22 protein-coding genes are annotated in these 25,028 nt (G+C 67.9%); 6 read left to right on the top strand and 16 right to left on the bottom strand.

Translation table 11 applies throughout. From position 1 onward, the window contains the following. Position 1: 1 nt before the first annotated feature. The 11 genes from AC5Y4N_RS05240 to AC5Y4N_RS05190 form a co-directional block, all read right to left on the bottom strand. Entirely contained in the window at positions 2 to 301 is a 300-nt protein-coding gene (locus AC5Y4N_RS05240) for a PE domain-containing protein (protein WP_499912492.1), read from the bottom strand. A 113-nt stretch (positions 302 to 414) separates the two neighbouring features. Continuing rightward, on the bottom strand, positions 415 to 3,336 hold the full coding sequence (gene eccCb / locus AC5Y4N_RS05235) for a type VII secretion protein EccCb (protein ID WP_499912490.1): 2,922 nt from the start codon (positions 3,334 to 3,336) through the stop codon (positions 415 to 417). Further along, the gene (locus AC5Y4N_RS05230; RefSeq protein WP_499912487.1) at positions 3,333 to 4,490 is read right to left on the bottom strand and encodes a hypothetical protein; all 1,158 of its coding nucleotides are present in this window, start codon (positions 4,488 to 4,490) and stop codon (positions 3,333 to 3,335) included. The genes eccCb and AC5Y4N_RS05230 overlap by 4 nt, the downstream gene beginning before the upstream one ends. Positions 4,491 to 4,512: 22 nt before the next feature. Next, positions 4,513 to 4,812 (bottom strand): hypothetical protein, encoded by a 300-nt coding sequence (locus AC5Y4N_RS05225; protein WP_499912484.1) that lies wholly within the window; start codon positions 4,810 to 4,812, stop codon positions 4,513 to 4,515. Further along, a complete protein-coding gene (locus AC5Y4N_RS05220) occupies positions 4,809 to 6,263 on the bottom strand; it encodes a PPE domain-containing protein (protein ID WP_499912481.1) in 1,455 nt (484 codons plus the stop codon). The genes AC5Y4N_RS05225 and AC5Y4N_RS05220 overlap by 4 nt, the downstream gene beginning before the upstream one ends. A gap of 7 nt (positions 6,264 to 6,270) precedes the next feature. Further along, the gene (locus AC5Y4N_RS05215) at positions 6,271 to 6,546 is read right to left on the bottom strand and encodes a DUF2694 family protein (RefSeq protein WP_499912478.1); all 276 of its coding nucleotides are present in this window, start codon (positions 6,544 to 6,546) and stop codon (positions 6,271 to 6,273) included. Then, positions 6,543 to 6,845, bottom strand: a complete 303-nt coding sequence (locus tag AC5Y4N_RS05210; RefSeq protein WP_499912475.1) for a type VII secretion target — start codon at positions 6,843 to 6,845, stop codon at positions 6,543 to 6,545. Before AC5Y4N_RS05210 ends, AC5Y4N_RS05215 begins: the two co-directional genes overlap by 4 nt. 12 nt (positions 6,846 to 6,857) lie before the next feature. After that, positions 6,858 to 7,691 (bottom strand): DUF4226 domain-containing protein, encoded by an 834-nt coding sequence (locus AC5Y4N_RS05205; RefSeq protein WP_499912472.1) that lies wholly within the window; start codon positions 7,689 to 7,691, stop codon positions 6,858 to 6,860. A 7-nt stretch (positions 7,692 to 7,698) separates the two neighbouring features. Continuing rightward, positions 7,699 to 7,851, bottom strand: coding sequence for a hypothetical protein (locus tag AC5Y4N_RS05200; RefSeq protein ID WP_499912470.1), 153 nt, complete (start codon positions 7,849 to 7,851; stop codon positions 7,699 to 7,701). Between the two features lie 98 nt (positions 7,852 to 7,949). Beyond that, positions 7,950 to 8,429: a hypothetical protein gene (locus AC5Y4N_RS05195; protein ID WP_499912468.1), complete on the bottom strand. Its 480-nt coding sequence runs from the start codon at positions 8,427 to 8,429 to the stop codon at positions 7,950 to 7,952. A gap of 73 nt (positions 8,430 to 8,502) precedes the next feature. Then, the gene (locus AC5Y4N_RS05190; protein ID WP_499912466.1) at positions 8,503 to 9,543 is read right to left on the bottom strand and encodes an FHA domain-containing protein; all 1,041 of its coding nucleotides are present in this window, start codon (positions 9,541 to 9,543) and stop codon (positions 8,503 to 8,505) included. Positions 9,544 to 9,732: 189 nt separating this feature from the next. Between AC5Y4N_RS05190 and AC5Y4N_RS05185 the strand changes: the two genes are divergently transcribed. Then, a complete protein-coding gene (locus AC5Y4N_RS05185) occupies positions 9,733 to 10,005 on the top strand; it encodes a WhiB family transcriptional regulator (protein WP_499912463.1) in 273 nt (90 codons plus the stop codon). 103 nt (positions 10,006 to 10,108) lie between these two features. Here the strand turns inward: AC5Y4N_RS05185 and AC5Y4N_RS05180 are convergent, their stop codons facing one another. Next, positions 10,109 to 11,152 carry a phosphotransferase family protein gene (locus AC5Y4N_RS05180; protein WP_499912461.1) on the bottom strand — a complete coding sequence of 348 codons (1,044 nt, stop codon included), beginning with the start codon at positions 11,150 to 11,152 and terminating at the stop codon, positions 10,109 to 10,111. Next, the gene (locus AC5Y4N_RS05175; protein WP_499912459.1) at positions 11,152 to 12,261 is read right to left on the bottom strand and encodes an Rv3169 family protein; all 1,110 of its coding nucleotides are present in this window, start codon (positions 12,259 to 12,261) and stop codon (positions 11,152 to 11,154) included. Before AC5Y4N_RS05175 ends, AC5Y4N_RS05180 begins: the two co-directional genes overlap by 1 nt. A gap of 49 nt (positions 12,262 to 12,310) precedes the next feature. Between AC5Y4N_RS05175 and AC5Y4N_RS05170 the strand changes: the two genes are divergently transcribed. From AC5Y4N_RS05170 to AC5Y4N_RS05160, 3 genes are all read left to right on the top strand, one after another. Further along, positions 12,311 to 12,925: a TetR/AcrR family transcriptional regulator gene (locus tag AC5Y4N_RS05170; RefSeq protein WP_499912457.1), complete on the top strand. Its 615-nt coding sequence runs from the start codon at positions 12,311 to 12,313 to the stop codon at positions 12,923 to 12,925. Between the two features lie 426 nt (positions 12,926 to 13,351). After that, on the top strand, positions 13,352 to 17,929 hold the full coding sequence (gene gltB, locus AC5Y4N_RS05165) for a glutamate synthase large subunit (protein WP_499912454.1): 4,578 nt from the start codon (positions 13,352 to 13,354) through the stop codon (positions 17,927 to 17,929). Next, positions 17,922 to 19,388, top strand: a complete 1,467-nt coding sequence (locus AC5Y4N_RS05160) for a glutamate synthase subunit beta (protein ID WP_499912452.1) — start codon at positions 17,922 to 17,924, stop codon at positions 19,386 to 19,388. The genes gltB and AC5Y4N_RS05160 overlap by 8 nt, the downstream gene beginning before the upstream one ends. 351 nt (positions 19,389 to 19,739) lie before the next feature. On the opposite strand, the gene AC5Y4N_RS05155 is transcribed toward AC5Y4N_RS05160, so the two are convergent. Then, positions 19,740 to 20,603, bottom strand: coding sequence for an LLM class F420-dependent oxidoreductase (locus AC5Y4N_RS05155; RefSeq protein WP_499912450.1), 864 nt, complete (start codon positions 20,601 to 20,603; stop codon positions 19,740 to 19,742). A gap of 96 nt (positions 20,604 to 20,699) precedes the next feature. Beyond that, positions 20,700 to 21,989 (bottom strand): flavin monoamine oxidase family protein, encoded by a 1,290-nt coding sequence (locus tag AC5Y4N_RS05150; protein WP_499912448.1) that lies wholly within the window; start codon positions 21,987 to 21,989, stop codon positions 20,700 to 20,702. Between the two features lie 135 nt (positions 21,990 to 22,124). Between AC5Y4N_RS05150 and AC5Y4N_RS05145 the strand changes: the two genes are divergently transcribed. Beyond that, entirely contained in the window at positions 22,125 to 22,775 is a 651-nt protein-coding gene (locus tag AC5Y4N_RS05145) for a TetR/AcrR family transcriptional regulator (protein WP_499912446.1), read from the top strand. Positions 22,776 to 22,876: 101 nt separating this feature from the next. Beyond that, on the top strand, positions 22,877 to 24,133 hold the full coding sequence (locus AC5Y4N_RS05140; RefSeq protein WP_499940461.1) for an HNH endonuclease signature motif containing protein: 1,257 nt from the start codon (positions 22,877 to 22,879) through the stop codon (positions 24,131 to 24,133). A gap of 185 nt (positions 24,134 to 24,318) precedes the next feature. On the opposite strand, the gene AC5Y4N_RS05135 is transcribed toward AC5Y4N_RS05140, so the two are convergent. Further along, positions 24,319 to 24,663 (bottom strand): hypothetical protein, encoded by a 345-nt coding sequence (locus AC5Y4N_RS05135; protein WP_499911022.1) that lies wholly within the window; start codon positions 24,661 to 24,663, stop codon positions 24,319 to 24,321. Positions 24,664 to 25,028: the final 365 nt, after the last annotated feature.

Below are 25,028 nucleotides of genomic sequence, written 5' to 3'. Positions count from 1 at the left end.
GTTAGCCGCCCAACGCAGCGGTGGCTGCGTTGATGCCCTCCACCGTCGAGTAGGTGGCGCCACTGCTGCCGATCGCCCCCGCAAACAGGCCACGCATCGCGATGTAGTCCGCGAGGATCGCCGTGGTCTCCGCGCCGCGGGCGTTGAGCACTGCGGCGGCCCGCACCGACACCGAGTCAGAACCCGGGGGCAGCACGGCCGAGATGGCGGGCGCGGCGGCGGCGCTGGCTGACGCCATGGTGGCGGTTCCGGCGGTTTCCGTCGACGCGGCGGCGCCCAACAGCGCTGGATCGACAAGCATGGATGTGTTTCCTCCCGACCGTCGTAACGTGACGAAATGATCCTAACCGGCCGTGAGACGTGCCACAGCGCCAATATCGGCCCTGTGGAATTCTTCCGCTCCGGTTTGCTGGGTCAAGACGTCGGTTCCGTGGGCAGTGCCGGCGGGTTGGTCCACGCGATCAGCGCGCCGGTGGTGGCTGATCGGGTGAAGTAGATCGCCTTGCCGGGACGCTGCGGCTCGGCGACCAGGTCGCCGACGATCTTGCCGGCGTCGCGGCGGCCGTCGAGGATCAGGGTGGGGGTGAGCGAAGCGCGCATCTTGCCCAGAAGCGAACTTCCGATCGCCACCTGGTTCCAGTTGGCCACCGCCGTGCCGGCCAGGATGTGCAGCCCGGTGTCGCGGGCTTGCTCGACGTGCATGGCCAGCGCAGCCAGCGGATTGTCCATCACCGGCCACAGCCCGGCGTCATCGATCACGACGAAGATCTCCGGACCGGACCAGAATTTCTTCGTCATCATTTCTTCTTGAGTGGTGCCCGGCGGCGGCTGGCGGCTGTCCAACTCGGTGACCACCTTGCGGACCGCCTCGCGGATCGCGGTCTGCGTGTAGGCGTACTCGCCCAGGTGAGCGCCCTGCACGACCCCGAGCAGTGTGCGTCGCGGATCGAGAATCACCAGCCGGGCCTCGTCGGGGGTGTACTGCGAGGTGATGGCGCGGCACACGGTACGCAGGAAATTGGTGCGTCCCGACCGCGGTGCCCCGACCGCAACGGCGTGCGGGTGGTCGTCGAGGTCGAGGTATGCCGGACCGAGGTCGGTCTCTGACAGCCCGAACGCCAGCAGGCCGCGACGGGCGGGGCGGCCCGCCCGTCGTGCGACCTCTTCGTAGGGCACCGACTCCGGCAGCCGGCTCACGGTCGCGGCCTTGCGCACGCCGGAATGCGCGGCGACGACGGCGCCGACGGAGCGTGCGTCGACGCGGCCTTGCGGTTGCTCGGCCAGCTCCGGCACACCGATCAGCAGATGCATCCCGGCTTTGGTCAGGCCGCGGCCGGGGATGTTCTTGGGCACCTTGCGTGCCAGCACCCGGTCCATCTCGGAGTCGCCGGGATCGGTGAGCCGCAGTTCGATGCGCGCGGTGGCCAGCGGCTTGAGCGCCTGCTTGAAGCCCTGCAGGTAGCTGGTGTGCGACACCACGATGTGCACGCCGTAGCTGAGCGCACGGCCCAGGGCCACGATGTGGTCGACATATTGGGGGTATTCGGTGGCGAAGGTCGCCCAGCCGTCGATCACGAGTACGACGTCACCACCGGCTACCGGAACCGGCTGCGGTTGAGGCCCGAACTTGCGCCGCCGCACCTCTTCCATGTCCAAGCCGGTCTTGGCGAAGATGGCTTCGCGCTCGGCGACGATGCCCTGCACGGTCGCCAGGATGCGGCCGACGCCTTCGCGGTCCAGCGCCGGGGCCAAGCCCGCCACGTGCGGCAGGCCGGCGACCGCGGCCAGGCTCGGGCCGCCGGCCGCGACGCAGTAGAACTGCACCCGCTCCGGGCGGTACATCAGCGCGGCCGTCGTCATCATCGTCATCAGCGTGGTGGTGACGCCCGACTGCGGCGCACCGATCACCAGCCCGTTGGCGGTCAGCAGATCCAGGGTGTGCACGTCCTGGCGGTGCTGGCGCGGGCGGTCCTCGATGCCCACCGGGAAGGCGAGGCCGGCGTTGTCGCCGTAGTCGACGTCCCACGGCTTGCCTCGGTACAGCCGTACCAGTTCGTCGGCGGCGGCGGGCTTGTTCAAGGGCGGCAGCCACAGTTGTCGCGGCGGCCGTGCACCGGTGGCACGCAGTGACTCGACGATGGTGTCGACGAGCGTGGGCGGCAGCTCACCCGGGGCGGCGGGGAGCGGGGCCGGCTGGGGCTGTTCGACCTCCTGTCCGTTGAGCGCCGGGGTGGCCAGCAGGCCGTCCTCGTCCTCGGCGACCGTGGCGGTGAACGGCCGCGGCGAGAACCATGTGCCGGCGGCGGCCTGCGGCGCGGGGCACGTCTCAGGAGGCGGCACGAACGGCGGCGAGCTGTAGAACGCGCGGAACTCACGCGGCGGGCGCTGCCCCTCACGCAGGTAACCCGTTCCCTCCCTGCCCTTTTCGGGAAGATGGGCCGCGATCGCCGAGCCGATGGCCTCTCGCGAGTCTTCCTCGGTGCCGGTCCGCAGCGCCATGAAGAAACCGATCAAGCTGCGAATCTTCTGCAGCCGGTGTACGTCGACGGTCTGGCCGGCCAGTTGCAGGAACACGTGCAGCGACCGGCCCTGACGCACGATCCGCCAACAGAGGTCGATGAACTTGCTGCCCAGTTCGCTGCCGAAGAGCTCCTGGTATTCGTCGATGATCACCACGAGCGCCGGCACCGGCTCCAGCGACGGGTCGATGAGTCGCTTCTCGTTGTAGACGTTGAGGTCTTTGCAGTTGGTGGCCGCGCACAACGCGCCGCGGCGGTCCAGCTCGCCCTCGAGTGCCTCGAGCATGCGCTCGACCAGGTGCATCTCGTCGCCGAGGTTGCTGACGCTTGCCACGACGTGCGGAAACCGTTCGAGCACGATGCCCGCCGACTTCATCTTCCAGTCCAGAAACGCGACGTTGACCGTCTCGGGGGAATGAGTCAGCGCAAGCGACGTGACCTCGGTGATGATCGTCTCCGACTTGCCCGAGCCGGAGAACCCGATCAGCACCGAATGCATGCCCATGCCGTATTGCGAGGTCTCCTTGAGATCCAGCTCGACCACCTCGCCGGAGGGGTCCAAGCCGATCGGGAACCGCATCCACAGCCGGTTCTGCGTGCGTCGCGCCGACCACAGCCGGTCCACGTCGAGCTTGCGGGCATCGCGAATTCCCAGCACTTCCAACAAGTCTCGCGCAGGGCCGTCAGACGTGACGACGGACGCCGAGCCCACCGGGCGCCACGCCGACAGCGCGCGGGCGAACCGCTCCGCCTCGGCGATCGTCATCGTGTCGGCGACCGCGTAGAACGCGTCTTCGAGTTCATGAGGTGCGCTCACCGCAGCATCGCCCCTGCCCGCTTGCGCAGCACGCCGTCCGACAGCCGGTAGGTGCTGTCCGGGTCGAAGCCGACGCCCGTCGTCGGCTCCGGAGCCAGCCGCACGAAGCAGACCCGGCCCACGCCGCGCTTGCCGGTGATGGCCGCCCAGTCGTCGGCCGCGCCGCAGTGGTCGTCGACGATCACCCACAGCGGCGGCGCCGACGGATCCGGTCCGCCGTGCAGGCCGGACGGCGGCGGCGTCCATTCCTTGCGGTCGAGCAGCTCGTCGCCGGCGAAGCCCTCGAGTTCGGCAGGCGAAAAGAACAGCAGCCGTCGCTCGCCGCAGCCGTCCCGCGTGGCAGTGTGCTGGCAGTGCGGCAGCCATTTGATCCAGTCCCATCGCGACGGCGCCGACGAGACGACCATGATCTGCAGGTCGGTGGGGCTGTGGAACGCGGCGAGCTGGCAGATCATGGACCGAGCGACGCCGCGCACCGCTTCCATGTCGCCGACCAGTGAGACCCCGGGCTGGCGTTCCAGCCAGACGACGCGGGCCATGTTGCGCACGTGGCGCTGCTCGATCAAGAACTTGCGCAGGGCATGCCCCGTCGCCGGCTCGATCTTGGATGCGGCCGGGATCTGCGGGGTATCGATGGTCATTGCCAGCGCCACGTTGCCGGTGCCGAGGCGGACCACGCCGAACTCCGGGTCGCCGGGGCGGCGTTCCCACATCCGCGGCGAGCCGGCCACGCTGACCAGCTTCGACGGCGGCCAATGGCTGTGCGCCCGGTGCGCCCACTGCTTGCGGGCCGCCTCGGTGACCTCGTCGCGGACCTCGTCGAGCCGGGCGAAGTATTCGCGGCGGTACTGCTCGAGCTGGCTCCAGGGCATGCGCTGGGCAGCACCGCGGCCGCGGAACAGCATGCCGCCCATGCTCATCAGCATGATCAGCGGGAAGATCGCGAACCCGTTGGCCAGCGAGCGCTGACCGGAGACGTACATCGCGACGATGAAGCCCACCACGCCGACGACCAGGCCGATCGGCAACACGATGCCCCAGATGCTGCGCGGCGGCGGCACGGGCGCGGCGATCGGCGCGTCGACGGCGATCTTGCCGCCGCCGGTCTCCGGTGCTGGCTCGCGGGGCGGAGGCACGAAGGGGCGCGTCGTCACCCGGGCCACCCTAATGAGGACATCAGTAACTCTCCCGCCTGGATTTCTCGGCGACCCTGTTGGCCTCGGCCAGCAGATTGTTGATCTTCTCCTCGAGCGCGAGGTGGGTCAGCCGGCTCGGAACCGAATGGTCGATGAAAAGAGTAAGCAACCTGCCGTCGGGGCCGAGGGTGAGCCGGACGTCGCCGTCGGGGTCCGCGGCGTTGGTCCGCAACGCAGCCAGCCGATCCAGCACGGCGCTCAGTTGGGCGAACGTGGCCGCAAGTTCGGCCTGGCTGTACCGGACCTTCGCGGCGTCGTCGAGATCGTCGAAGTCCGTCATCGCGCCTCGTCGTCGATCCTGCGTGCGGCCGCGAGGCGAGCGGCCGTGCCGCGGCCGGTGACGGATTCGGTGTGCGGCGCCGCGGTCACCACGACCTTCTTGTCGGCGGGCACCTGACGCCGTTCCGTGTCGGTGGCCGCTTGCGGCGGCACCATACCCATCGGCATGCCCATCGGAGCCGCGGACGCCCCGGCCGCCGGGGTGGCAGGTGGCGTCGCACCTGGTGGCAGCGTGGGGCGCGACGCCGCCGACGACGACGTGGACGGCGCGACGGGGGTCGTGTCGATGCCGCCTGCGGGTCTGGTCGCCCCGCTGAGGGCAGGACCGCCGGCTTTCGCGGTCGCGGCCGGGGTGGAGCCCGGATGCGTTAGGGGCGTTGTCTTGCCGGTGAGCGGAGAGGCGGCCAGCCCGGACAGGCTTTGCACGGCGGTCTGGGCAAGCTGCTGGGCGGTCTGCATCAGAGTCTGTGGGAGGGCACCGGCTGACGACATCGCCCCACCGAGCAGTCCGCCGATGGCCCCCAGCAGCCCAGGAATCATCTGCGGCAGCTGTGATGCCAACTGCCCGGCCTGTTCGGGCGTCACGCTGTCGTCGGGTCGGGCGGCGGTGTGGGCTTCGGTCTCGCTGTGGTACTGAGCCTGGCTGTTGAGCGCCTTCTGATTCAGCGCCCCCTGCTGGGCGATCAGCGACGACACCAGCGGCGTGTACCGACCGGGGAATCTGGCGTTGGCGTCCAGCGTCGCCTGCAGCTCCTCGCGGTTCGCCTGGAACTCCTGCGGATGCGGAACATTCGCGGCAGCGTTGCGGTAGCTGTCCGCGTGACGTTGCGCCTGCTCGGCTAGTGCTGCGGCCCGGTCCGCGACGGTGGCCAGTCCCTCGGCGTGGGCGGCCAGGCGAGCGGTCGCCGCCGCAGTGCCCGCAGGACTGGTCCACAGCTCCGGCAGTGTGCCGAGGACGTCGCGCACAACGCCTCGCGCGCCATCGGCCGCTGTGGCCCGAGAACGCCAACTCTGCGCGAAAGCCGTTCCCGCAGAAGCGTTTCCGCCGTGAAGCTTACGTGCCACCGCTTCTCCGTCGGCGTCGGTCGGCGGCGGCAGCGCTGTCCGGGTGTCGGCGGGCACGGTCGGCACCGCGGCGAGGAGAGACGGGGTCCCGACCGGCTCAGCGCGTGACGTCACACCGCTCAACGCGGCTGCGTTAACGGTCTCTTGCTCGGTGAAGCCGGCGGCGACGGCCGCCAGGTGGTCGGCGGTGGCGAGCAGGCCGGCGGCTTGGGCGCTGATCGCCGACGCGAGCGCCGCTCCGGCCGCGTTGAGCCTCGCCGCAGCGGCGACCGACGTGTGATCGCCGGCCAGCGGCGGGTGTACGGCGACATCCGGCGCGCTCAGCGACGTCGCGGCATTGCGCAGCCGCTCAGCCGCAGCGACGAGCCCGGTTGGATCCACTTTCATCGTCGGTCTACAGCTCCCTCAGCCGACGTTCGGCCGCGGCTAGATCTTGCTCGGTCGGCATGTCGTCGACCGGGATGGCGGCCCGCTGCAACTCGTCGCGGAGCACCAGCTGACCCTTCAGATATGCGACGTCGTTGCAGGCCATGATCCGCTCGGCGATGCTGTGGGCCGAAAGGCGCATCGCCTCGGGTTCGATCTGGACGCCGAGCGTGTGGCCGGCGACGGCGACCCGGACGAACACGGTGTTGTCGGCCGTCGACGCGGTAAACGATTCGTCGCTCAAAATTGCAGCCTCGCTGCGTTGATTTGTTCTTGTTCAGTGAAGCGGTCGGCGGCTTCGCGAAGTTTGGCCGCGGCCGCTCGGTGGTCTGCCTCGTGCGCCGCGAAGGCTGCGTCGCGGCGGGCCACGACGTCGGCGACGGCGGCTTTGAACGTGTGCATGATCGGCCCGTGGGTCGCGACGGACGCCAGGATGTCCGTGCCGGCCGCACGCGCCGAGGCGATCTCGTCGGCGATGCCCTCATGCTGAGATGCGATCTGCCGCAACGCATCCGGCGTGACGCGGATGCCCTGTTCTGCCATCGTCGTTCTCTCCTAGCTGGCGGCCGGCCGGGTCTGCGCCGGTGCGGGTTCCCCGGGCGGTGCGGCGTCGGGAGCCGGCGGTGTGTCCTGGTCGTCGGTTTCCCGCTCGTCATCGTCTTCCCGCGTTGGCGTGTCGTCGTCCTCGGCCTCTCGCTCCCCGTCTTTCGGGTGCGGCGATTTCTCTTGCTCGTCGGCGGGCTGGTCGTCGGCCCGCCTCGGGGCTGATTCGTCGCGGCCGAGCTCCGACTCGTCGCGGCCGAGCTCCGCGAGCAGTGGCGCCAGCCCGGAAAGCGGCGACGTGGCCGCGCCCAGGCCGGGTGCCGTCGGCGCGGCCGGCGGCGTTGCCTGCGGTAAACCGCCGAGCGAAGCCGGCGCCATGCCGGCTGCGGGCGTGGTCTGCGGCATCGGGGACGGGCGAGCCGCAGATACGGGCCGGGACTCACCGGCCGCCGGCTCAGCCCCCGACGTGTCGTCGCCGAGGTAGCCGTTTCCCAGCGCCCGCGCAAGCTCTGCCTGGTCCTGCGCGGTCAGCGCGCCGTCGTCGACCACGCGCTGGATTTCAGCCACTTTGGCGCGCAAGAACATCAGGAATTGACGTTCGCCGGCCGGGGTGTCCAGCGCGTTGACCGGGTTGGCGATCGCCTCGACCAGCTGAGCTTGGATGTTCTGCAGCCGGGCGCGGCCGGCTTCGCTGGTCGCCTGGGCGGTCAACACCGCCTCGGCCAGTTGCGCCTCGGCGGCGTTGAGTCCGGAGAAGCGGCGGCGCAGCTCGTCGTGCAGGTCAGCAACGGCGTCCGCGGCCCGGCCGCTGAGTTGCTCGTCGGTGCCGAATGCCGGCTGCGTCATGCCGGCCTCACATCCATGGCCGGCCCAGGTCAGCCTCCAGATCTTCGCGCGGCGCGAACGGCCGCGGCGGCTGAGGCGCGCTAGGGCCACCGAAGAGCTGTTGGGCGTGCTGCAGCGCGGTCAGCACCGCGCTCGCTTGCTGCTGCAACCAGACTTCCATCGCGACCCCCTTCGTCGCGCCTCAGCGTAACCCGCTGTTGAGGGCTGTTTCAGCGCGAATTCTGCGCACCTCGCCAGCCGCCGCGCCGCCGGAAATGATCAGTCGTACGACACCAGCCGCAGCTGGTCGGCCAGCTCGGCGGCCCGCTGGTGATGCTCGCTCACCAAAGCCTGTTGGCGGCAGATGTGAGCGTGCAGGGCCGCGAGCAGTGACAGCTGACCGCCCGGCGTGGCCGCGAGTTGTTCGTGACGATCGACGTGTGCTCGCGCGGCGGCGAGTGTCGACCGGGATGCGGCCGCAGCGGTGTTCTCGGCTCGCGCCGCATCGTCGAGCACGCGGTGCAATGCCTTGTCGGCATCGGCGAGCCGCGTCAATTTGGCGGCGCGCTCGTGGGCGAACGCGGTGTAGCCGGCGATCGCGAACCCCACCATGTCCGGCGTCGCGGTGCGCCGCACGAGATCGGCGAGCTCGGACAGCTGCGGTGCCGGCGCCGGCGGTTCGGCGGCCGCCGAACCGAACAGGGAATCGGCGCGGGCGAGCACGTCGCGCGCGTGGTGAACCGAGTCCTCGAGAGGCATGCCATCAGTATCGGCCATGCCGCTGGTGGTTCGGTGCGCAAAGTCGGCACCCCTGCTCGCGTGAGTGCAGCGGCTAAGCCGGTTGCTGAAACTGGGCCAGGAACCGCCGGATCGCCGCGGTGTCGTGCTCGCTGACCGGCTGGCCTGCCTCGAGCGCCTCGACCAGCTGCGCCGACACACCGATCGCATTGCCGACCTCGGCCGCGGACAGGTTGGCCCGCCGCCGTGCCGCGAACAGCCGCTGGCCCAGCGTGGCGTCCGGCGCGGCCGCAGCCCGAAACATCAAGTCCTCGTAGCGTTTTCGCACCGCGCTCAGAGCCATCACGACCGCGGGCATACCGCGGCTCTGGCGCGCGGCCCGGGCGACGACCGCCTCCAACTGCCGCAGATCCGAAAGGATCACCGCGGCCCGCTCCGCGAAGTCCCCGGCGGACTCGTCGGGTAGCGCGTCGATGGCGGCGGCGAACGTCTTCATCGCGACGTCCACCGCGCCGACGATCAGCGGCGCCTGGTCAGCGTCGGCCTCCGGCTCTGACCGCTGGCCCGGCACGGCGCCGCCGTTGCGGATGTTCGCAATGGTGCCGGGCGGCCACTGCAGAATTTCCTCGAGCTTGGCGCGGGTGCGTTCACGTGGCCAGCTGCGGCCCTTCTCGAACGCGATTAGCGCGCCGGCGTTCATGATCCGGTATTTGGCCAGTGTGCGCTGGGTGATGTTCAGCTCTCGCCGACGCGCCGCCACCGCGGCCCCGGCACGGGCGATTCCGCTGTCGACGGGCTCGTCGTCGCCGACTGCAGCGGCGGGGTCGGTGGCGAACCGGAATGTGACGGGCGTGCCGTCGGGATCGCCGAGGTGGATCGTGAGGCCGTCGTGGATGTCGACGACCGTTCGGCGCACGCCGCCGACGAACATGCCGGTGCGGGTGCCAGCGTCGACGGCCCGCCAGCCACCGCGACCGCTTTCGAGGCGGACATGTACCAGCGAGATGCGCGGGTCGGTCGTCGGCACGTCGGCATCGGTCGACCGTCCGATCGTGGCGGGTGAACGCTCGGGACTGAGCCGGTAGACCGCGCCGGAACACTCGACCGTCAGCGTCGGCGGCGCGGCGGTGTCCATCGACGATCACTCTATCCGGCCACGCTGACGGGGCCGAGCAGGCGGACCGTATCTTCGCTACGGTTTCGTGGCCGTATCACGCACGGTTGCGGAGGTGCACTCGTGGGGCCGCGCGAGGAAAGCGTTGCACCGCTACGGAACGACTGCTACGGTTTTGCTGCGTAACCGGCGCACGGAAGGAGTTTCGACATGACCGTGGTGGTGGAACGGCCCGCGACCGAGTTCGAGATCGCCGCCTGCACCCGCGACCCCGACCGCTGGCTCACCGCCACCGACGAGGCCACCAAAGCGGTGTGCCGGGCGTGCCCGCGGCGCTGGCTTTGCGCCAAGGAGGCCTGCGAAATGCCCGCAGCGCAGGGCATGTGGGCCGGCGTGGTCATTCCGGAAGGGGGCCGGGGGCGCGCGTTCGCGCTCAAGCAGCTGCGGTCGTTGGCGGCACACGGCGGCTACGCCGTCCAGTGAGCCGGCCAGTGACCGGCCGGGCTGGGCCCGTCGGGGGAGGTCCGGCCCGGCTGCCGGCCGTGGCAGACGAGGGGTGACCACGGCCGGCAGGGTCCGGCGCCGGCTATCCCAGCAGCTGGCGGATCCGTTCCACGCAGAAGCCGGCCAGGTCGAAGTCTTCGGTGATCAATCCGTCGGCAAGCAGCTTGGCCTGCAGGCGAAGCACCGGTGCCGACAGCGCAACCGCGGCCAGCACCTCGTTGTAGCGCAGGTTGCGTACCGGCCACCCGGTGAGCTGCTCGTAGCGGGCGATCGTCTCCTCGCGGCCAGGCGTGCCGGCCAGCCGGGGAATCTGCTGCTGATCGCTGTACGACCAGTCCAGAAACAACATCCACGCGAGATCGGCTTCGTGGTCACCGATGTAGGCGACCTCCCAGTCGAGCACTGCCGCGACCTCGTAGCTAGGCCCGAACAGCACGTTCGACAGGCGGCTGTCGCCCCAGCACAAACACAGATGCTCCGGCTCGTAGATGTTGTCGGCGAGCCAGTCGACAGCCGCCAGCAGCTCGGGGCGCGGCCGCTCACCCATCGCCCAGCGCAGCGTCGACCGGTAGTAGTCGACCACCTGCCGCAGCGGATGAGCACTGGAGGCCGGGCACAACAGCGAGTCCAGCCGCAATGCGCGCCAGTCCAATTTGTGGATGTCGGCGATCGCCTGCAGACATCCCCACCACATCGTCGAGCGCTGGTCTTCGGTCGCGTCGAAGTACAGGCCCTCGCTGTGATACGACGGGAAGTCGCCGGGGCCGCCGATGTTGGGCACCTGTTCCATCACCAGGTACGGGCTGCCGACGTCGCGGCCGGACCGGTCCAGCCACAGCACCCGCGGCACCGGAATTGCGGTGTGCGCTAACCGATTCATCACCAACGCTTGGCGCAGGATGTCGTAGTCCGGATACAGCGCCACGGCCGGGGGGCGACGAAACACCAATCGCCGCAGCACCGCGCCGTCGGCATCGGCGACGTCGAACAGATATGTCTCGGTGGACAGTCCGCGCTCGGCCGCGCGCCAGTTCACCACCCGCGCCGCCCGCGAAACACGTTGCCTCACAACGTTTTCCACCAGCACAGGTAGCTCGTCGGCGGTGGGCCGCGCCGAGGCGCCCATCAGTAACCCGCGTAGCCGTAGCGGTCGTTGCGGCCCATGAACACCATTTCCACCAGGCCGTGGCCGGTCGCGTCGCCGCACCGCAGCGTGCACAGCGTCTCGCTGAGCATGCTGACTTTGGCGACCTCGCTGAGATCGGTGGTGTCGACGACGAAGTGGTCGAGGTAGCTGGGCCCGCGCCAGTAGCCCGACGCGTAGCCGCGGTATTCGTCGTAACCGGCGAAGCCCGGCCAGAAGTCGGTGATAGGGGTGATCGAAATGGTCTGGCTCGAGCCATCTTCCGCATGAACGGTCACCTCGCCGCCGGCGATCACCCGCGGTTGTTGAGGGCGGAACACGAAATTGTGATCCACATTGGTGATCTTCTGGCCGGGCTTGCCGGTGGAGATCGGGTAGAGCAGTTCACCCTCGTAGTGCCAGATCCGGCCGTCGGCGTCTTCGCGTTGCGCGCAATGCATCAGGCGGTCGTCGAATTGGAAGATGCCCATGAAATACAGGACGCCGTCGGGGATTTCATGCGGCTGCAGGATCTGCGACTCAGGCAGGTTGCCGCCTCCGCCGCCGCGCCGCACGCCCCAGCTGTGATCCCGGCCGAACACCCACGTGTCTGGCCGGATCTCGATTCGGTGGTCGGCGGCAACGATCGACCCGGTGGCGTGGCCGTTCTGGTAGAAGCGGCGGGCGTCCTCGTCGACGCGGCCGCGGTGCCGGAAGAACGCCGGCGCCTGCTCGTAGCACGGGAAGACCCCGGAAAACGTCAGGTCCATGCTCATGGCGTCGGTGTCGAGCGTGGCTTGGACCTGCCGCAGCGGCTCGACGATGCGGTAACCGTACGGGCCGATTTGCCACGACGCGATGCCGTCGACCCCCGCCGAGATTTCGCGCGACGCCCGCACCACATGCGCCTGCCCGTCGATCGTGGCCATCGCATACGCGTCGGTGACATTGCGGTTGGGGTAGCGGGCCATACCGGTCATCAGACTCGTGCCGGTGGCGGGGTCGAACCCGTAGATCACCACCCGTTCGGTCCAGCGCAGGTCGGACTGCTCGACGTGGTCGAACGTCGTCGGCAACTGGTGACACATCAGCTCGTCATGCGCGACCAACATGCGCGAACGGTATATTACGTTACGGCACGTAATCAATAGGGAGGACGTAGTGGCTGCGCCCGACCAGTCCGGCCGCGTGAGACCCGGCCGGCCGCGCGACCCGGCGATCGCTGCGGCCATCATCGCCGCCGCCCGCGACGTCGTCGCCGAACGCGGCTACGAAGACACCACGCTCGCCGAGATCGCCCGGCGGGCCAACGTGAGCATCCCGTCCATCTACCGGCGCTGGACCAGTAAGGCCGAGTTGCTGGAGGAGGCGGTGCTGCACCTCGACACGTTCGACCTGCCCGCACCCACTGGAGATCTGCGCGCCGACCTGTACACCTGGGTGCGGCTGTTCCTCGACGTCGCCAGCGAGCCGGCGGCGCGGGCGGCGGTGCCGGGACTGCTCGCTGGATACAGCCGCGACCCTGACAGCTACCACCGCCTGCTCGCTCGCGGTGAGCTTCCGGTGCGGGCCGCCCTGGACGCGTTGATCGCCCGGGCGATCGCTGAGGGCAAAGCGGCGCCGGGCTGCGACGCCGATGTGGTGTTCGACATCATCCGCGGCGCGACGTTCCTGCGGGCCATGACCCACGCCGACGAGGGGGCAGAAGAGTTCTGCGCCCGGATTGCGGCCGCCGTGCATCGCGTGGTGAGCGTCACAGCAAATGATGAGAATTGACTTAACCAGCGATTTCTTGGCTTAGGGCGATGAGTTGAGAATCACAGCAAATCCGATGTCGCTCGGCGCGTGAGCGTCTGCCGCACGGGCGTAGCATGAATCGACAAGCGGCACAGCCGATTCGGGTCAGGCCCGGACCGCTTGGGGCACTCCCGCCGACGGCGGGGCACGCAGCGGCGAGGGTGGACAAAGTTGGCATGTCAGGGCCTGCTTGTCATATCGTTTTCAGCACTTGTCGCAACCGGGACAAGTGCGCCGTTCAGCGTCGTACGGCTGCATTCCCTCCGCGGGATTCGGCCCCTCTTTTCGGCCGGAGTGAACCGGCCCAGAATTGACAAGTCCGAGGGTGCGACCCACCGCCCAGGGAGCACACCGTCGGCAACCGAGAGAGACTTTCGCGAAAGCGTGCGGAAAAGGTAGGTGGGAATGGCGCCCAGCAGTGTCGGGCTCTACAACCCCGCGTTCGAACACGACGCCTGCGGCGTCGCCATGGTCGTGGACATGTACGGCCGGCGCAGCTGCGACATTGTCGACAAGGCGATCACCGCCCTGTTGAACCTCGAGCACCGCGGCGCCGCCGGGGCCGAGCAGCACACCGGTGACGGCGCGGGCATCCTGATCCAGGTTCCCGACCAGTTCCTGCGGGCGGTCGTCGATTTCGACCTGCCCGAGGCCGGAAGCTATGCGACCGGGATGGCGTTTTTGCCGCAGTCGTCCAAGGAGGCCGCGGAGGCCTGCGCTGCGGTGGAGAAGATCGTCGAAGCCGAGGGACTCGAGGTGCTCGGCTGGCGCAACGTGCCGACCGACGAGTCGTCACTGGGCGCGCTCGCCCGCGACGCGATGCCGACCTTCCGCCAGATCTTCATCGGCGGTGCGTCGGGCATGGACCTCGAGCGCCGGGTCTACGTCATCCGCAAGCGCGCCGAGCACGAGCTGGGCACCAAGGGTCCGGGCCAGGACGGTCCGGGCCGCGAAACCGTATATTTCCCAAGCCTTTCCGGCCAGACCCTGGTCTACAAGGGCATGCTCACCACCCCGCAGCTCAAGGCGTTCTACCTCGACCTGCAAGACGATCGGCTGACCAGCGCGCTGGGCATTGTGCACTCGCGCTTTTCGACCAACACGTTCCCGTCGTGGCCGCTGGCCCACCCGTTCCGGCGGATCGCCCACAACGGCGAGATCAACACCGTCACGGGCAACGAGAACTGGATGCGCGCCCGCGAGGCGCTGATCCGCACCGACGTGTTCGGCACGGACGTCGAGAAGCTGTTCCCCATCTGCACACCGGGCGCGTCGGACACTGCCCGCTTCGACGAAGTGCTGGAGCTGCTGCACCTCGGCGGCCGCAGCCTCGCCCACGCGGTGCTGATGATGATCCCCGAGGCGTGGGAGCGCCACGAGTCGATGGACCCCGCGCGCCGGGCGTTCTACCAGTACCACTCATCGCTGATGGAGCCGTGGGACGGCCCGGCGTCGATGACGTTCACCGACGGCACGGTGGTGGGCGCGGTGCTGGACCGCAACGGGCTCCGGCCGTCGCGGATCTGGGTCACCAGCGACGGACTAGTGGTGATGGCGTCAGAGGCCGGCGTGCTCAACCTCGACCCGTCCACGGTGGTCAAGAGGATGCGTCTGCAGCCCGGCCGGATGTTCTTGGTGGACACGGCTCAGGGCCGCATCGTCTCCGACGAGGAGATCAAAGCAGAGCTGGCCGCCGAGCACCCGTATCAGGAGTGGCTGGACAACGGGCTGATCGCACTGGAGGAATTGCCGCAGGGTCCGTACGTGCGGATGCCGCACCACCGAATCGTGTTGCGGCAGTTGGTGTTCGGTTACACCTACGAAGAGTTGAATTTGCTCGTCGCGCCGATGGCACGCACCGGCGCCGAGCCCATCGGCTCCATGGGCACAGACACCCCCGTCGCAGTCCTGTCGCAGCGGCCGCGGATGCTCTACGACTACTTCCAGCAGTTGTTCGCCCAAGTGACCAACCCGCCGCTGGACGCGATCCGCGAGGAAGTGGTGACCAGCCTGCAGGGCGTGATCGGCCCTGAGGGCGACCTGCTGTCGCCCGACGAGAACTCGTGCCGCCAGATCGTGCTGCAGCAGCCGATCCTGCGTAACCATGAGCTGGCCAAGCTGGTCAACCTCGACCCCGACGCGGAGGTCAACGGTCGCCGACATGGCATGCGCACCACGGTGATTCGCTGCCTCTACCCGGTGGCGAAGGGCGGCGCCGGGTTGCGCGCCGCGCTCGACGACATCCGCAGGCAGGCGTCGGCGGCGATCGCCGATGGCGCCCGCATCATCGTGCTGTCCGACCGCGAGTCCGACGAGAAGATGGCGCCCATCCCGTCGCTGCTGTCGGTCGCCGCGGTGCACCACCATCTGGTGCGGGAGCGCTCGCGCACACTGGTCGGCCTGGTGGTCGAGTCCGGTGACGCCCGCGAGGTGCACCACATGGCCGCGCTGATCGGGTTCGGCGCCGCGGCGATCAACCCGTACATGGCGTTCGAGTCGATCGAAGACATGCTCGACCGCAAGGTGATCACCGGGCTCGATCGCGAGAAGGCGCTGAGCAACTACGTCAAGGCCGCCGGCAAGGGCGTGCTGAAAGTCATGTCCAAGATGGGCATTTCGACGCTGGCGTCCTACACCGGTGCCCAGCTGTTCCAGGCCGTCGGCATCAGTCAGGCCGTGCTCGACGAGTACTTCACCGGGCTGACCTGTCCGACCGGGGGCATCGACCTCGACGACATCGCCGACGACGTCGCGCGTCGGCATGCGTTGGCGTTCCTGCCCCGGCCCGAGGAGCGCGCACACCGCGAACTCGAGGTGGGCGGCGAATACCAGTGGCGCCGCGAGGGTGAGTACCACCTGTTCAACCCCGACACGGTGTTCAAGCTGCAGCACTCCACCCGCACCGGCCAGTACAAGATTTTCAAGGAGTACACGAAGCTGGTCGACGACCAGTCCGAGCGGATCGCCTCGCTGCGCGGGCTGCTGCGGTTCAAGGAGGGTGTGCGGCCGCCGGTGCCGATCGAGGAGGTCGAGCCGGCCAGCGAGATCGTCAAGCGGTTCTCCACGGGCGCGATGAGCTACGGCTCGATTTCCGCCGAGGCTCACGAGACGCTGGCGATCGCGATGAATCGCCTTGGCGGCCGGTCGAACTGCGGTGAGGGCGGCGAGGACGTCCGCCGCTTCGAGAAGGACCCCAACGGCGACTGGCGGCGCAGTGCGATCAAGCAGGTGGCATCCGGCCGGTTCGGTGTCACGTCGCACTACCTGACCAACTGCACCGACATCCAGATCAAGATGGCCCAGGGCGCGAAACCCGGTGAGGGAGGCCAACTTCCGGGTCACAAGGTGTATCCGTGGGTTGCCGAGGTGCGGCACTCCACGCCGGGTGTGGGACTGATCTCGCCGCCGCCGCACCACGACATCTACTCGATCGAAGATTTGGCGCAGCTGATCTACGACCTGAAGAACTCGAACCCGGCCGCGCGTGTGCACGTGAAGCTGGTGTCGGAGAACGGAGTCGGCACGGTAGCTGCAGGCGTGTCCAAGGCGCACGCCGACGTGGTGCTGATCTCCGGGCACGACGGCGGCACCGGCGCGACGCCGCTGACGTCGATGAAGCACGCCGGCGCTCCGTGGGAATTGGGCCTGGCCGAGACGCAGCAGACGTTGCTGCTCAACGGATTGCGTGACCGGATCGTCGTCCAGGTGGACGGCCAGCTCAAGACCGGGCGCGACGTGATGATCGCGACGCTGCTGGGCGCCGAGGAGTACGGCTTCGCCACTGCGCCGCTGGTGGTGTCGGGCTGCGTCATGATGCGGGTCTGTCACCTCGACACCTGTCCGGTGGGGGTGGCCACTCAGAACCCCGAGCTGCGCAAGCGCTACACCGGCAAGCCGGAGTTCGTCGAGAACTTCTTCATGTTCATCGCCGAGGAAGTGCGGGAGTACCTGGCACAGTTGGGTTTCCGCAGCATCAACGAGGCGGTGGGGCAGGTCGGTGCCTTGGACACCACGGTGGCCGCCGAGCACTGGAAGGCCCGCAAGCTGGATCTGGCGCCGGTGCTGTACGAGCCCGAGTCGGCGTTCATGAACCAGGATCTGTACTGCAGTTCGCGTCAGGACCACGGTCTGGACAAGGCGCTGGATCAGCAGCTGATCGTGATGAGCCGCGAGGCGCTCGATTCCCAGACACCGGTGAAGTTCTCCACCACGATCTCCAACGTGAACCGCACCGTCGGCACCATGCTGGGCCATGAACTCACGAAAGCATATGGGGGACAAGGGCTGCCCGACGACACCATCGACATCACGTTCGACGGGTCGGCCGGCAACAGCTTCGGTGCGTTCGTGCCGCGCGGCATCACGCTGCGGGTGTATGGCGACGCCAACGACTATGTGGGCAAAGGGCTCTCGGGTGGTCGTGTCGTCGTGCGGCCGTCGCGCAACGCCCCGGAGGGTTACGTCGCCGAGGACAACATCATTGCCGGCAACGTGGTGCTGTTCGGCGCCACCAGCGGCGAGTGCTTCCTGCGCGGGCAGGTGGGCGAGCGGTTCGCGGTGCGCAACTCCGGCGCGCACGCAGTGGTGGAGGGCGTCGGCGATCACGGCTGCGAGTACATGACCGGCGGCAAAGTGGTCATCCTCGGGCCGACCGGACGCAACTTCGCCGCCGGCATGTCCGGCGGAGTGGCCTACGTGTACGACCCGAATTCGGTGCTGTCCGAACATCTGAACCCGGAGATGGTGGAGTTGGAAGAGCTCGACGACGACGACTTCGAGTGGTTGCACCGGATGTTGACCAAGCATGTCGACGCCACCGACTCGGTCCCGGGCAAGCGCGTCCTGGCGCACTGGGGTGCCGAGCGGCAGCGGTTCGTCAAGGTGATGCCTCGCGACTACAAGCGGGTGCTGGAGGCGATCGCCGAGGCCGAACAGAACGGCACCGACGTCGACGAAGCGATCATGGCGGCGGCCCATGGCTGATCCCGCCGGCTTCCTCAAATACCGTCAGCGCGAACTGCCCAAGCGGCGGCCCATCCCGCTGCGCATCCGCGACTGGAAAGAGGTCTACGAAGACTTCCCGCACGACAAGTTGCGGATTCAGGCGACCCGCTGTATGGATTGCGGAATTCCGTTCTGCCACAACGGTTGTCCGTTGGGCAACTTGATTCCCGAGTGGAACGACCTGGTGCGCACCGACCGCTGGCGCGACGCGATCGACCGGCTGCATGCCACCAACAACTTCCCGGAATTCACCGGCCGGCTCTGCCCGGCGCCGTGCGAGGCGTCATGCGTGTTGGGCATCAACCAGGATCCGGTGACCATCAAGCAGGTCGAGGTCGAGATCATCGACAACGCCTTCGAACAGGGCTGGGTGACCCCGATCCGGCCGTCGGTGCTCACGGGCAAGACCGTCGCGGTGGTGGGATCCGGGCCGGCCGGGCTGGCGGCTGCGCAGCAGCTGACCCGCGCCGGCCACATGGTGACGGTGTTCGAGCGTGACGACCGCATCGGCGGGCTGCTGCGCTACGGGATTCCGGAATTCAAGATGGAAAAGCGCCACATCGACCGTCGGCTCGCGCAAATGGAAGCCGAAGGCACGGTCTTCAAAGCCAGCGTGAACGTCGGCGTCGACATCACTGCTGAGCAGCTGCGGGCCGACTTCGACGCGGTGGTGCTCGCCGGCGGCGCGACGGCATGGCGCGACCTGCCGATCCCCGGACGCGATCTCGACGGCATTCATCAGGCGATGGAGTTCCTGCCGTGGGCCAACCGGGTGCAGCTCGGCGACGACGTCTTGGGGCCGGACGGCGAGCCGCCGATCACCGCGAAAGGCAAGAAGGTGGTGATCATCGGTGGCGGCGACACCGGCGCCGACTGCCTGGGCACGGTGCTGCGACAGGGCGCCACTGAGGTGCACCAGTTCGAGATCATGCCGCGGCCGCCGGACACCCGGGCGGAGTCGACGCCGTGGCCCACCTATCCGCTGATGTTCCGGGTGTCGTCGGCGCACGAAGAAGGCGGCGAGCGGGTGTTCTCGGTCAACACCGAGGAGTTCATCGGCACCGACGGCCACGTGACGGGGCTGCGGGCGCATGAGGTGCGGATGCAAGACGGCAAGTTCGTCAAGGTCGAGGGCACGGACTTCGAGCTGGAGGCCGATCTGGTGCTGTTGGCGATGGGCTTCGTCGGCCCAGAGCGGGAAGGTCTGCTGACCGATCTCGGGGTGGAGTTCACCGAGCGCGGCAACGTCGCCCGCGACGACGACTTCGCCACCAGCGTGCCGGGCGTGTTCGTGGCCGGCGACATGGGACGCGGGCAGTCGCTGATCGTGTGGGCGATCGCCGAGGGCCGGGCGGCCGCGGCGGCGGTGGACGACTACCTGATGGGCGTCACCGCGCTGCCCGCGCCGATCAAACCGACGGCCGCGCCTCAGCGCTAACGCAGATAAGTCTCGACACGCGGTCGAGAGTTTTTGGCGCGCCTCCCAAAGTTTGCCGTAAATCAGGTGTTCAATGATTGGACGTTGGTGGTGCGGTGTACCCTTACCACTGCGCAAATATTTGAAGCTGGTTCACCGCAGGAGTGTTCATCGTGCACCTGAACCCGATACCCCGGTCTCGGGTGGGTCGAATTGCCTGGTCATGGTTTCGACACCCCGTGAAGAGCCGCGAGTTTCCAGCTAAGCACGAGCGCCTGGTCACTGCGGACGAGTTACTGCGTTACGGCGTCTGACCTGCCGAACGCCACGGTCAGCGCATCAAGTGGCGAGGTTGCTGGCCTTTGCTGACCGTTATCTATCCGTTACCTTCTGAAGCAGTCCCGAATCGCTGATCGCTGTCGCCAGCGGCTCGAGCACGTCGGGGGTGTGCGGCACGGGTAGGTAGACGATTGCCAGGTCCAGCCCTTCTTCGCCAAGCGCCGCCGCGTCTGCCACCACCTTGGCGTAGTCGCGGTCGTCGTCGAGGCGCACATGCGCCGACAGCATGATCTCTTTCGGATCCCGTCCGATGTCGGCGCAGTGGGCCGCCAGCACGTCGCGCTTGCGGGCGAACTCCTCAGGTGGCCCACCGACGAAATTCCAGTGCTGGGCGTAGCGCGCGGTGATGCGCAGTGTGCGCTTCTCGCCGCTGCCCCCGATGCAGATCGGCGGATGCGGGCGCTGCGGCCCCTTCGGCTCGTTGCGCGCCGCCTTGAGGTGGTAGTACGTGCCGTCGAAATCCGTGGTGTCCTGCGACAGCAGCCCGACGAGAACCTGGCAGGCCTCTTCGAAGCGGTCGAAGCGCTCTTTGATGGAGCCAAGCTCGATCCCGTACGCGCCGGATTCTTCTTCGTTCCAGCCCGCGCCGATGCCGAGTTCCAGCCGGCCGTTCGAGATGATGTCCAGCGCCGCCGCCATGTTGGCCAGCACCGCCGGATGCCGGTAGTGGACACCGGTGACCAGCGTGCCCAGCCGCAGTCGGCGGGTGGCTTGGGCCAGCGCAGTCAGCGTGGTCCAGCCCTCCAGGCACGGTCCGGCCGGGTCGGAGAAGATCGGGTAGAAGTGGTCGAACGTCCAGCCGGATTCGTAGACGTCGATGTCGTCAGCTGCCCGCCAGACGGCCAGCATGTCCGACCAGGTGGTGTTCTGCGGTGAGGTTTTGAACGCGAATCGCACCGGGCCGAGGGTAGTCGCTGCCGCGGGGCCGTCATGGCTGGGCGCAACGGGCGGCCTTCAGTGGGTGCCGAGATGCGACCCAAAATCGGTTCTCCGTCACGGCGGAGTCTTGAAACCGGTGGTGAGCGCCGCAACAACATTCCGTGCTGCGCTTGCGCCGGTACTCATGGCGCCTTCGATCGCGCCGGCTTCAATTCCTGCGATGTCGCTACCGGCGAAGTGGATTCGCCCGTGCGGCCTCCGCAACAACGGAGCCCCACGGGTGAAGTGACCCGGCCGGTGCATCATCCACCCGCCCTTGGAGAATTCGTCGGCGGCCCAGTCGTGGCTGGCTGTGTCGAGCACTTCGATGTCAGGAACGAACGTTCGCAACGCCGCCTGCACGGAATCCCGGCCGGCGGCGTCGACGGCTGAGGCGTCGGAGCAGAGGCACATGACGAATGTGTCGCCGTCGCCGTGGTATTCGACCCTCGCGGCGTTGATCGGATTCTTGCCAACCGGTGCCAGCGCCTGGAAGGGTTCGAGCTCGCCCTTGGCCCTCACCCAGATCTTCGAGGCCATGATCGGATTCTTTTGGTCGATCATGGCGCGCGCCGACGGCGGGACGTCGGGGGTAATGGTGATGTCGCCTAAGGTGTTGAGGGGCAACGCAATTACCGCCGCCAGTGTTCGGATCTGCTCGCCGCTACGAGTCGTCACCGTGACACCGGAGCCGTCGTCATCGACTGAAGCGACCGGCGTGGACAGGCGCAGCTGCGCGTTCGACCCTGCGATGATGGCGTCGACAAGCCGTTTGGTGCCACCCTCGATCGGCCAAACGCCGGCGGTTTCGAAGAATGCGGCATAGCTTCCGAAATACGTTGCAGCACAGCAGAGGAGCTGCGCAACGCCGTGCTCCTTGGGCGCGGTGACAAGGCTGGCCATCGCGCCGTCCAGCAGGTCACGCTCGTACGCCGACAGGCCCAGCGAGGCCATCCGGTCGGACAGCGTCTCGTTCTCAATGGCACTGGTGTCAACCGCATTGACGTCAAATGCCAGCGGAAAATGAGCCCGGGCGTCGGCGAAGAACTGACCCATCAGGGGATCCAGTGCGGTCGCGTAGACCTCCGGACCGCCGGAATGCACGGCGCCGTCGGCCAGCCAGTACACTGTCTGGGCTTCCAGCGGCACCGCCAGGGGAATGTTGTGACGCTCGAGTTCACACCACATGTTCGGCTGGGTCCAGTGCACGTACGCGCCACCGAATTCCAGCTGGCGACCAAAGGCTTCGCCTGTGTACGTCCGGCCACCGACCCGGTCGCGCGCCTCGAGGAGGAGCACCGAACAGCCGTTTGCGCTGACATCTCGCGCCGCGATGAGTCCGGCGAGACCGGCACCGACCACCACGACGTCATAACCATCGGCCACGTTCTCTCCGTTCCCCGGCCATACTTAGACGCATCCAGATATCGACTCGGATTCGAGTCTATCGGATAATCTGTACGCGGCGACCAAGTCGGGAACCTGATACGATCCCGAATCATGTTCGAAACTCGGCGCCCGGTTCAGATTCCCGCGCGTCCAGCGCCCGTGCAGCGACGGGGTATCGAGCGGGTGCAGGCGATCTTGGACGCTGCTGAGTCACTACTCGAGGAGCAGGGTTACGAGTCGGCGACGCTCAAGGCGATCAGTGAGCGGGCCGGCATTCCGATCGCGTCGGTGTACCACTATTTCGCGGACCGCCATCAGGTCGACGCCGAGCTGGTGCAGCGCCACCTCAGCGAGCTCGACGCTCGCCTTATCGCTGCGCTGAGCAACCGTAAGCTCCGAACTCTGCGCAAGGCCGTGGATGCGGGTATCGACGCGTACCTTGACTACTTCCGCGAGCACCCGGGCTTCGTCCAGCTGTGGTTCGCGGGCCGAAGCGCGATACTCACCGAACTGGCACGCGCGTTCGACGAGACCCAGGCGAAGCGATTCTGGGAGTTCCTCACCGACCGAGACCTCATTCGTGCCGACACCCCGGAACTCGCTGTGCAACTGGCATTCGAGGCAGGCAACCGACTGTTCGACGTCGCTTTCAGGATTGCCCCAACCGGCGACGACGCGACGATCAATGAAGCGCGACGCCTTATCACCGCCTATCTCGAGACGTACGCAAAGCAGCGTCGGCGGAAAACCTCACCGGCGTAATCGATCTCGTCGACACCGTGTCAGGTGACCGACCGTGGAGATCCACGTTTGGTGTGGCTCGTGGCTGCGGACTTGTCGGTGGTGGGTGCGATGGTGTCGTTATGTCCTCGATCGCGTCGTCGGCCGTTGTTGCGGTGAGTCCTGCGCAGCGTCTTGAGGTGTTGTTCGACGAGTTGGCGGAGTTGGCGGGTCAGCGCAACGCGATTGACGGCCGGATCGTGCAGATCGTCGCCGAGATCGATGGTGAGGGGTTGTGGGGTGCGACGGGGGCGCGGTCGGTGCCGGCGTTGGTGGCCTGGAAGCTGGGTGTGTCGTCGGCGACGGCGCACACGATCGCCACGGTGGCGGGCCGGCGTGAGCAGTTTCCGCGCTGTGTGCAGGGGTTGATAGAGGGCCGGTTGTCGCTGGATCAGGTCGGGGTGATCGCCGTGCACGCGGGTGAGGGGTCTGATGAGCATTATGTGCAGCTGGCCGGCGTCGCGACGGTCAACCAGTTGCGCACCGCGGTCAAGCTCGAACCGCGACCCCAACCCGACCCCGAGCCACGGCGCGAGCCGGAGCGCTCGATCACCAAAACCACCAACGACGCGTTCAGCTGTTATCGGATCAGGCTTCCCCATGATGAGGCGGCGACGTTCGATGCGGCGTTGGCGTCGCATCTGGATGGGTTGATCGCCGAGTACAAACGCGACCACGGCGACGACGAGCGCTCGTCGGAGACGGCCCCGCCGCTGCCCAATACCGCGGAGGCGTTCATGCGGCTGGTCGAGGCGGGCTGGGATGTCGAGGTGGCGCGCCGCCCGCACGGCCAGCACACCACCGTGGTCATGCATCTGGATGTCAAAGACCGTGTCGCGGCGCTGCATCTGGGGCCGGTGTTGTCGGATTCCGAGCGCCGCTATTTGTCGTGTGATGCCACCTGTGAGGTGTGGTTCGAACGCGACGGGCAACCCCTCGGGGCCGGGCGTACCACCCGGGTGGTCAACCGGCGGCTGCGCCGCGCGCTCGAGCATCGTGACCGCAGCTGTGTGGTGCCCGGCTGCGGGGCCACCCGCGGGTTGCACGCCCACCACCTCCGGCATTGGGAAGACGGCGGCCCCACCGAGTTGGCCAATCTGGTGTTGGTGTGCCCGCATCATCACCGGCTGCACCATCGCGGCCAGATCACCATCACCGGGCCCGCCGACGCGCTCCTCGTCACCGACCACGCCGGGCGACCATTGAGCGCCGGATCGCTCGCGCGTCCGCCAACCCAACCCCCGCCCGCGGTGCCACCATGCCCCGGGCCCACCGGTGAGCGCGCCCAGTGGGGGTGGTACCAACCCTTCCAACCCCAACCACCACCCACCAACAACTGAGGTGCCCTTGACCCGGTCGCCTGCCGGCACCGCAGAGACGCTCAAACAGGTTGCGACACCAACTAATTCGCTCCGGCCAGCCGCTGCGACCGCTAAGTCAGGACGAAAAGCCTTGCACCGCAATGCATCCCGTCGCAGCCGTGTCAGCTGAAGCCCCTATAGGAGTGTCAACGTCGACCGGCTGATCACCGCGGGGAGTCTGCTGCCGTATGGGCCCGCAAGTGAATGTCGGGTCCGCGCGACGGATCGAGGACGTACGACAGAAACTCGAGCTGGTCAGCCAGCGCCCGCTGCTGCCATGGATCGCCGAAGACGTCCAAGTGGTCGATGGAGTATTCGCGCAACTCGGCCCAATACCCGGCCTTCTCGGCGGCGCGGCGCGCTGCACTGGCCGGTGCGACAGCATCGTCGGTGCCCATCTGCATGAGGATCGGGCAGGCGAGGCGGCTGGCGAAGGTGGTAGGACGATTCGTCCCCACTTCGAGCGCGGTGCGGGCGCAGACCTCGTTGCGCACGGTCGGGCCGGCCATCGCGTTGTCGCCTCCTCGGCCCTAGGGCCGGTGATCATGGCCGTCGATCCGGGTTGACCCACCACCGGCACACGATTCGGCGACCGCTTGGTGAGGGCACGAGTCACGTCACGCAACGCGTGCGCGGTCAGACGCAGCAGCAGACCGCCTTCACCTCGACGCACCATGTGCGCCAGCGTCGCGAGACCATCCACCGCGGCGTTCACCGAAATGATCGCTGCAACAAGACGAGTCGTCGTCATGGGTACGTCCCGGATGTGACCAGCACATTATCCGCTCCCGATTCGGATTCAGAAACTACGCGTTAGAGGCGTGGTGTGTTAACGCTCCGTGACTGCCGCGCTCGCCTGTTCGGCATTGACAGC

The sequence above is a fragment of the Mycobacterium sp. NGS19 genome (assembly GCF_059813155.1).
This window is presented reverse-complemented; position numbering and strand designations above follow the sequence as displayed.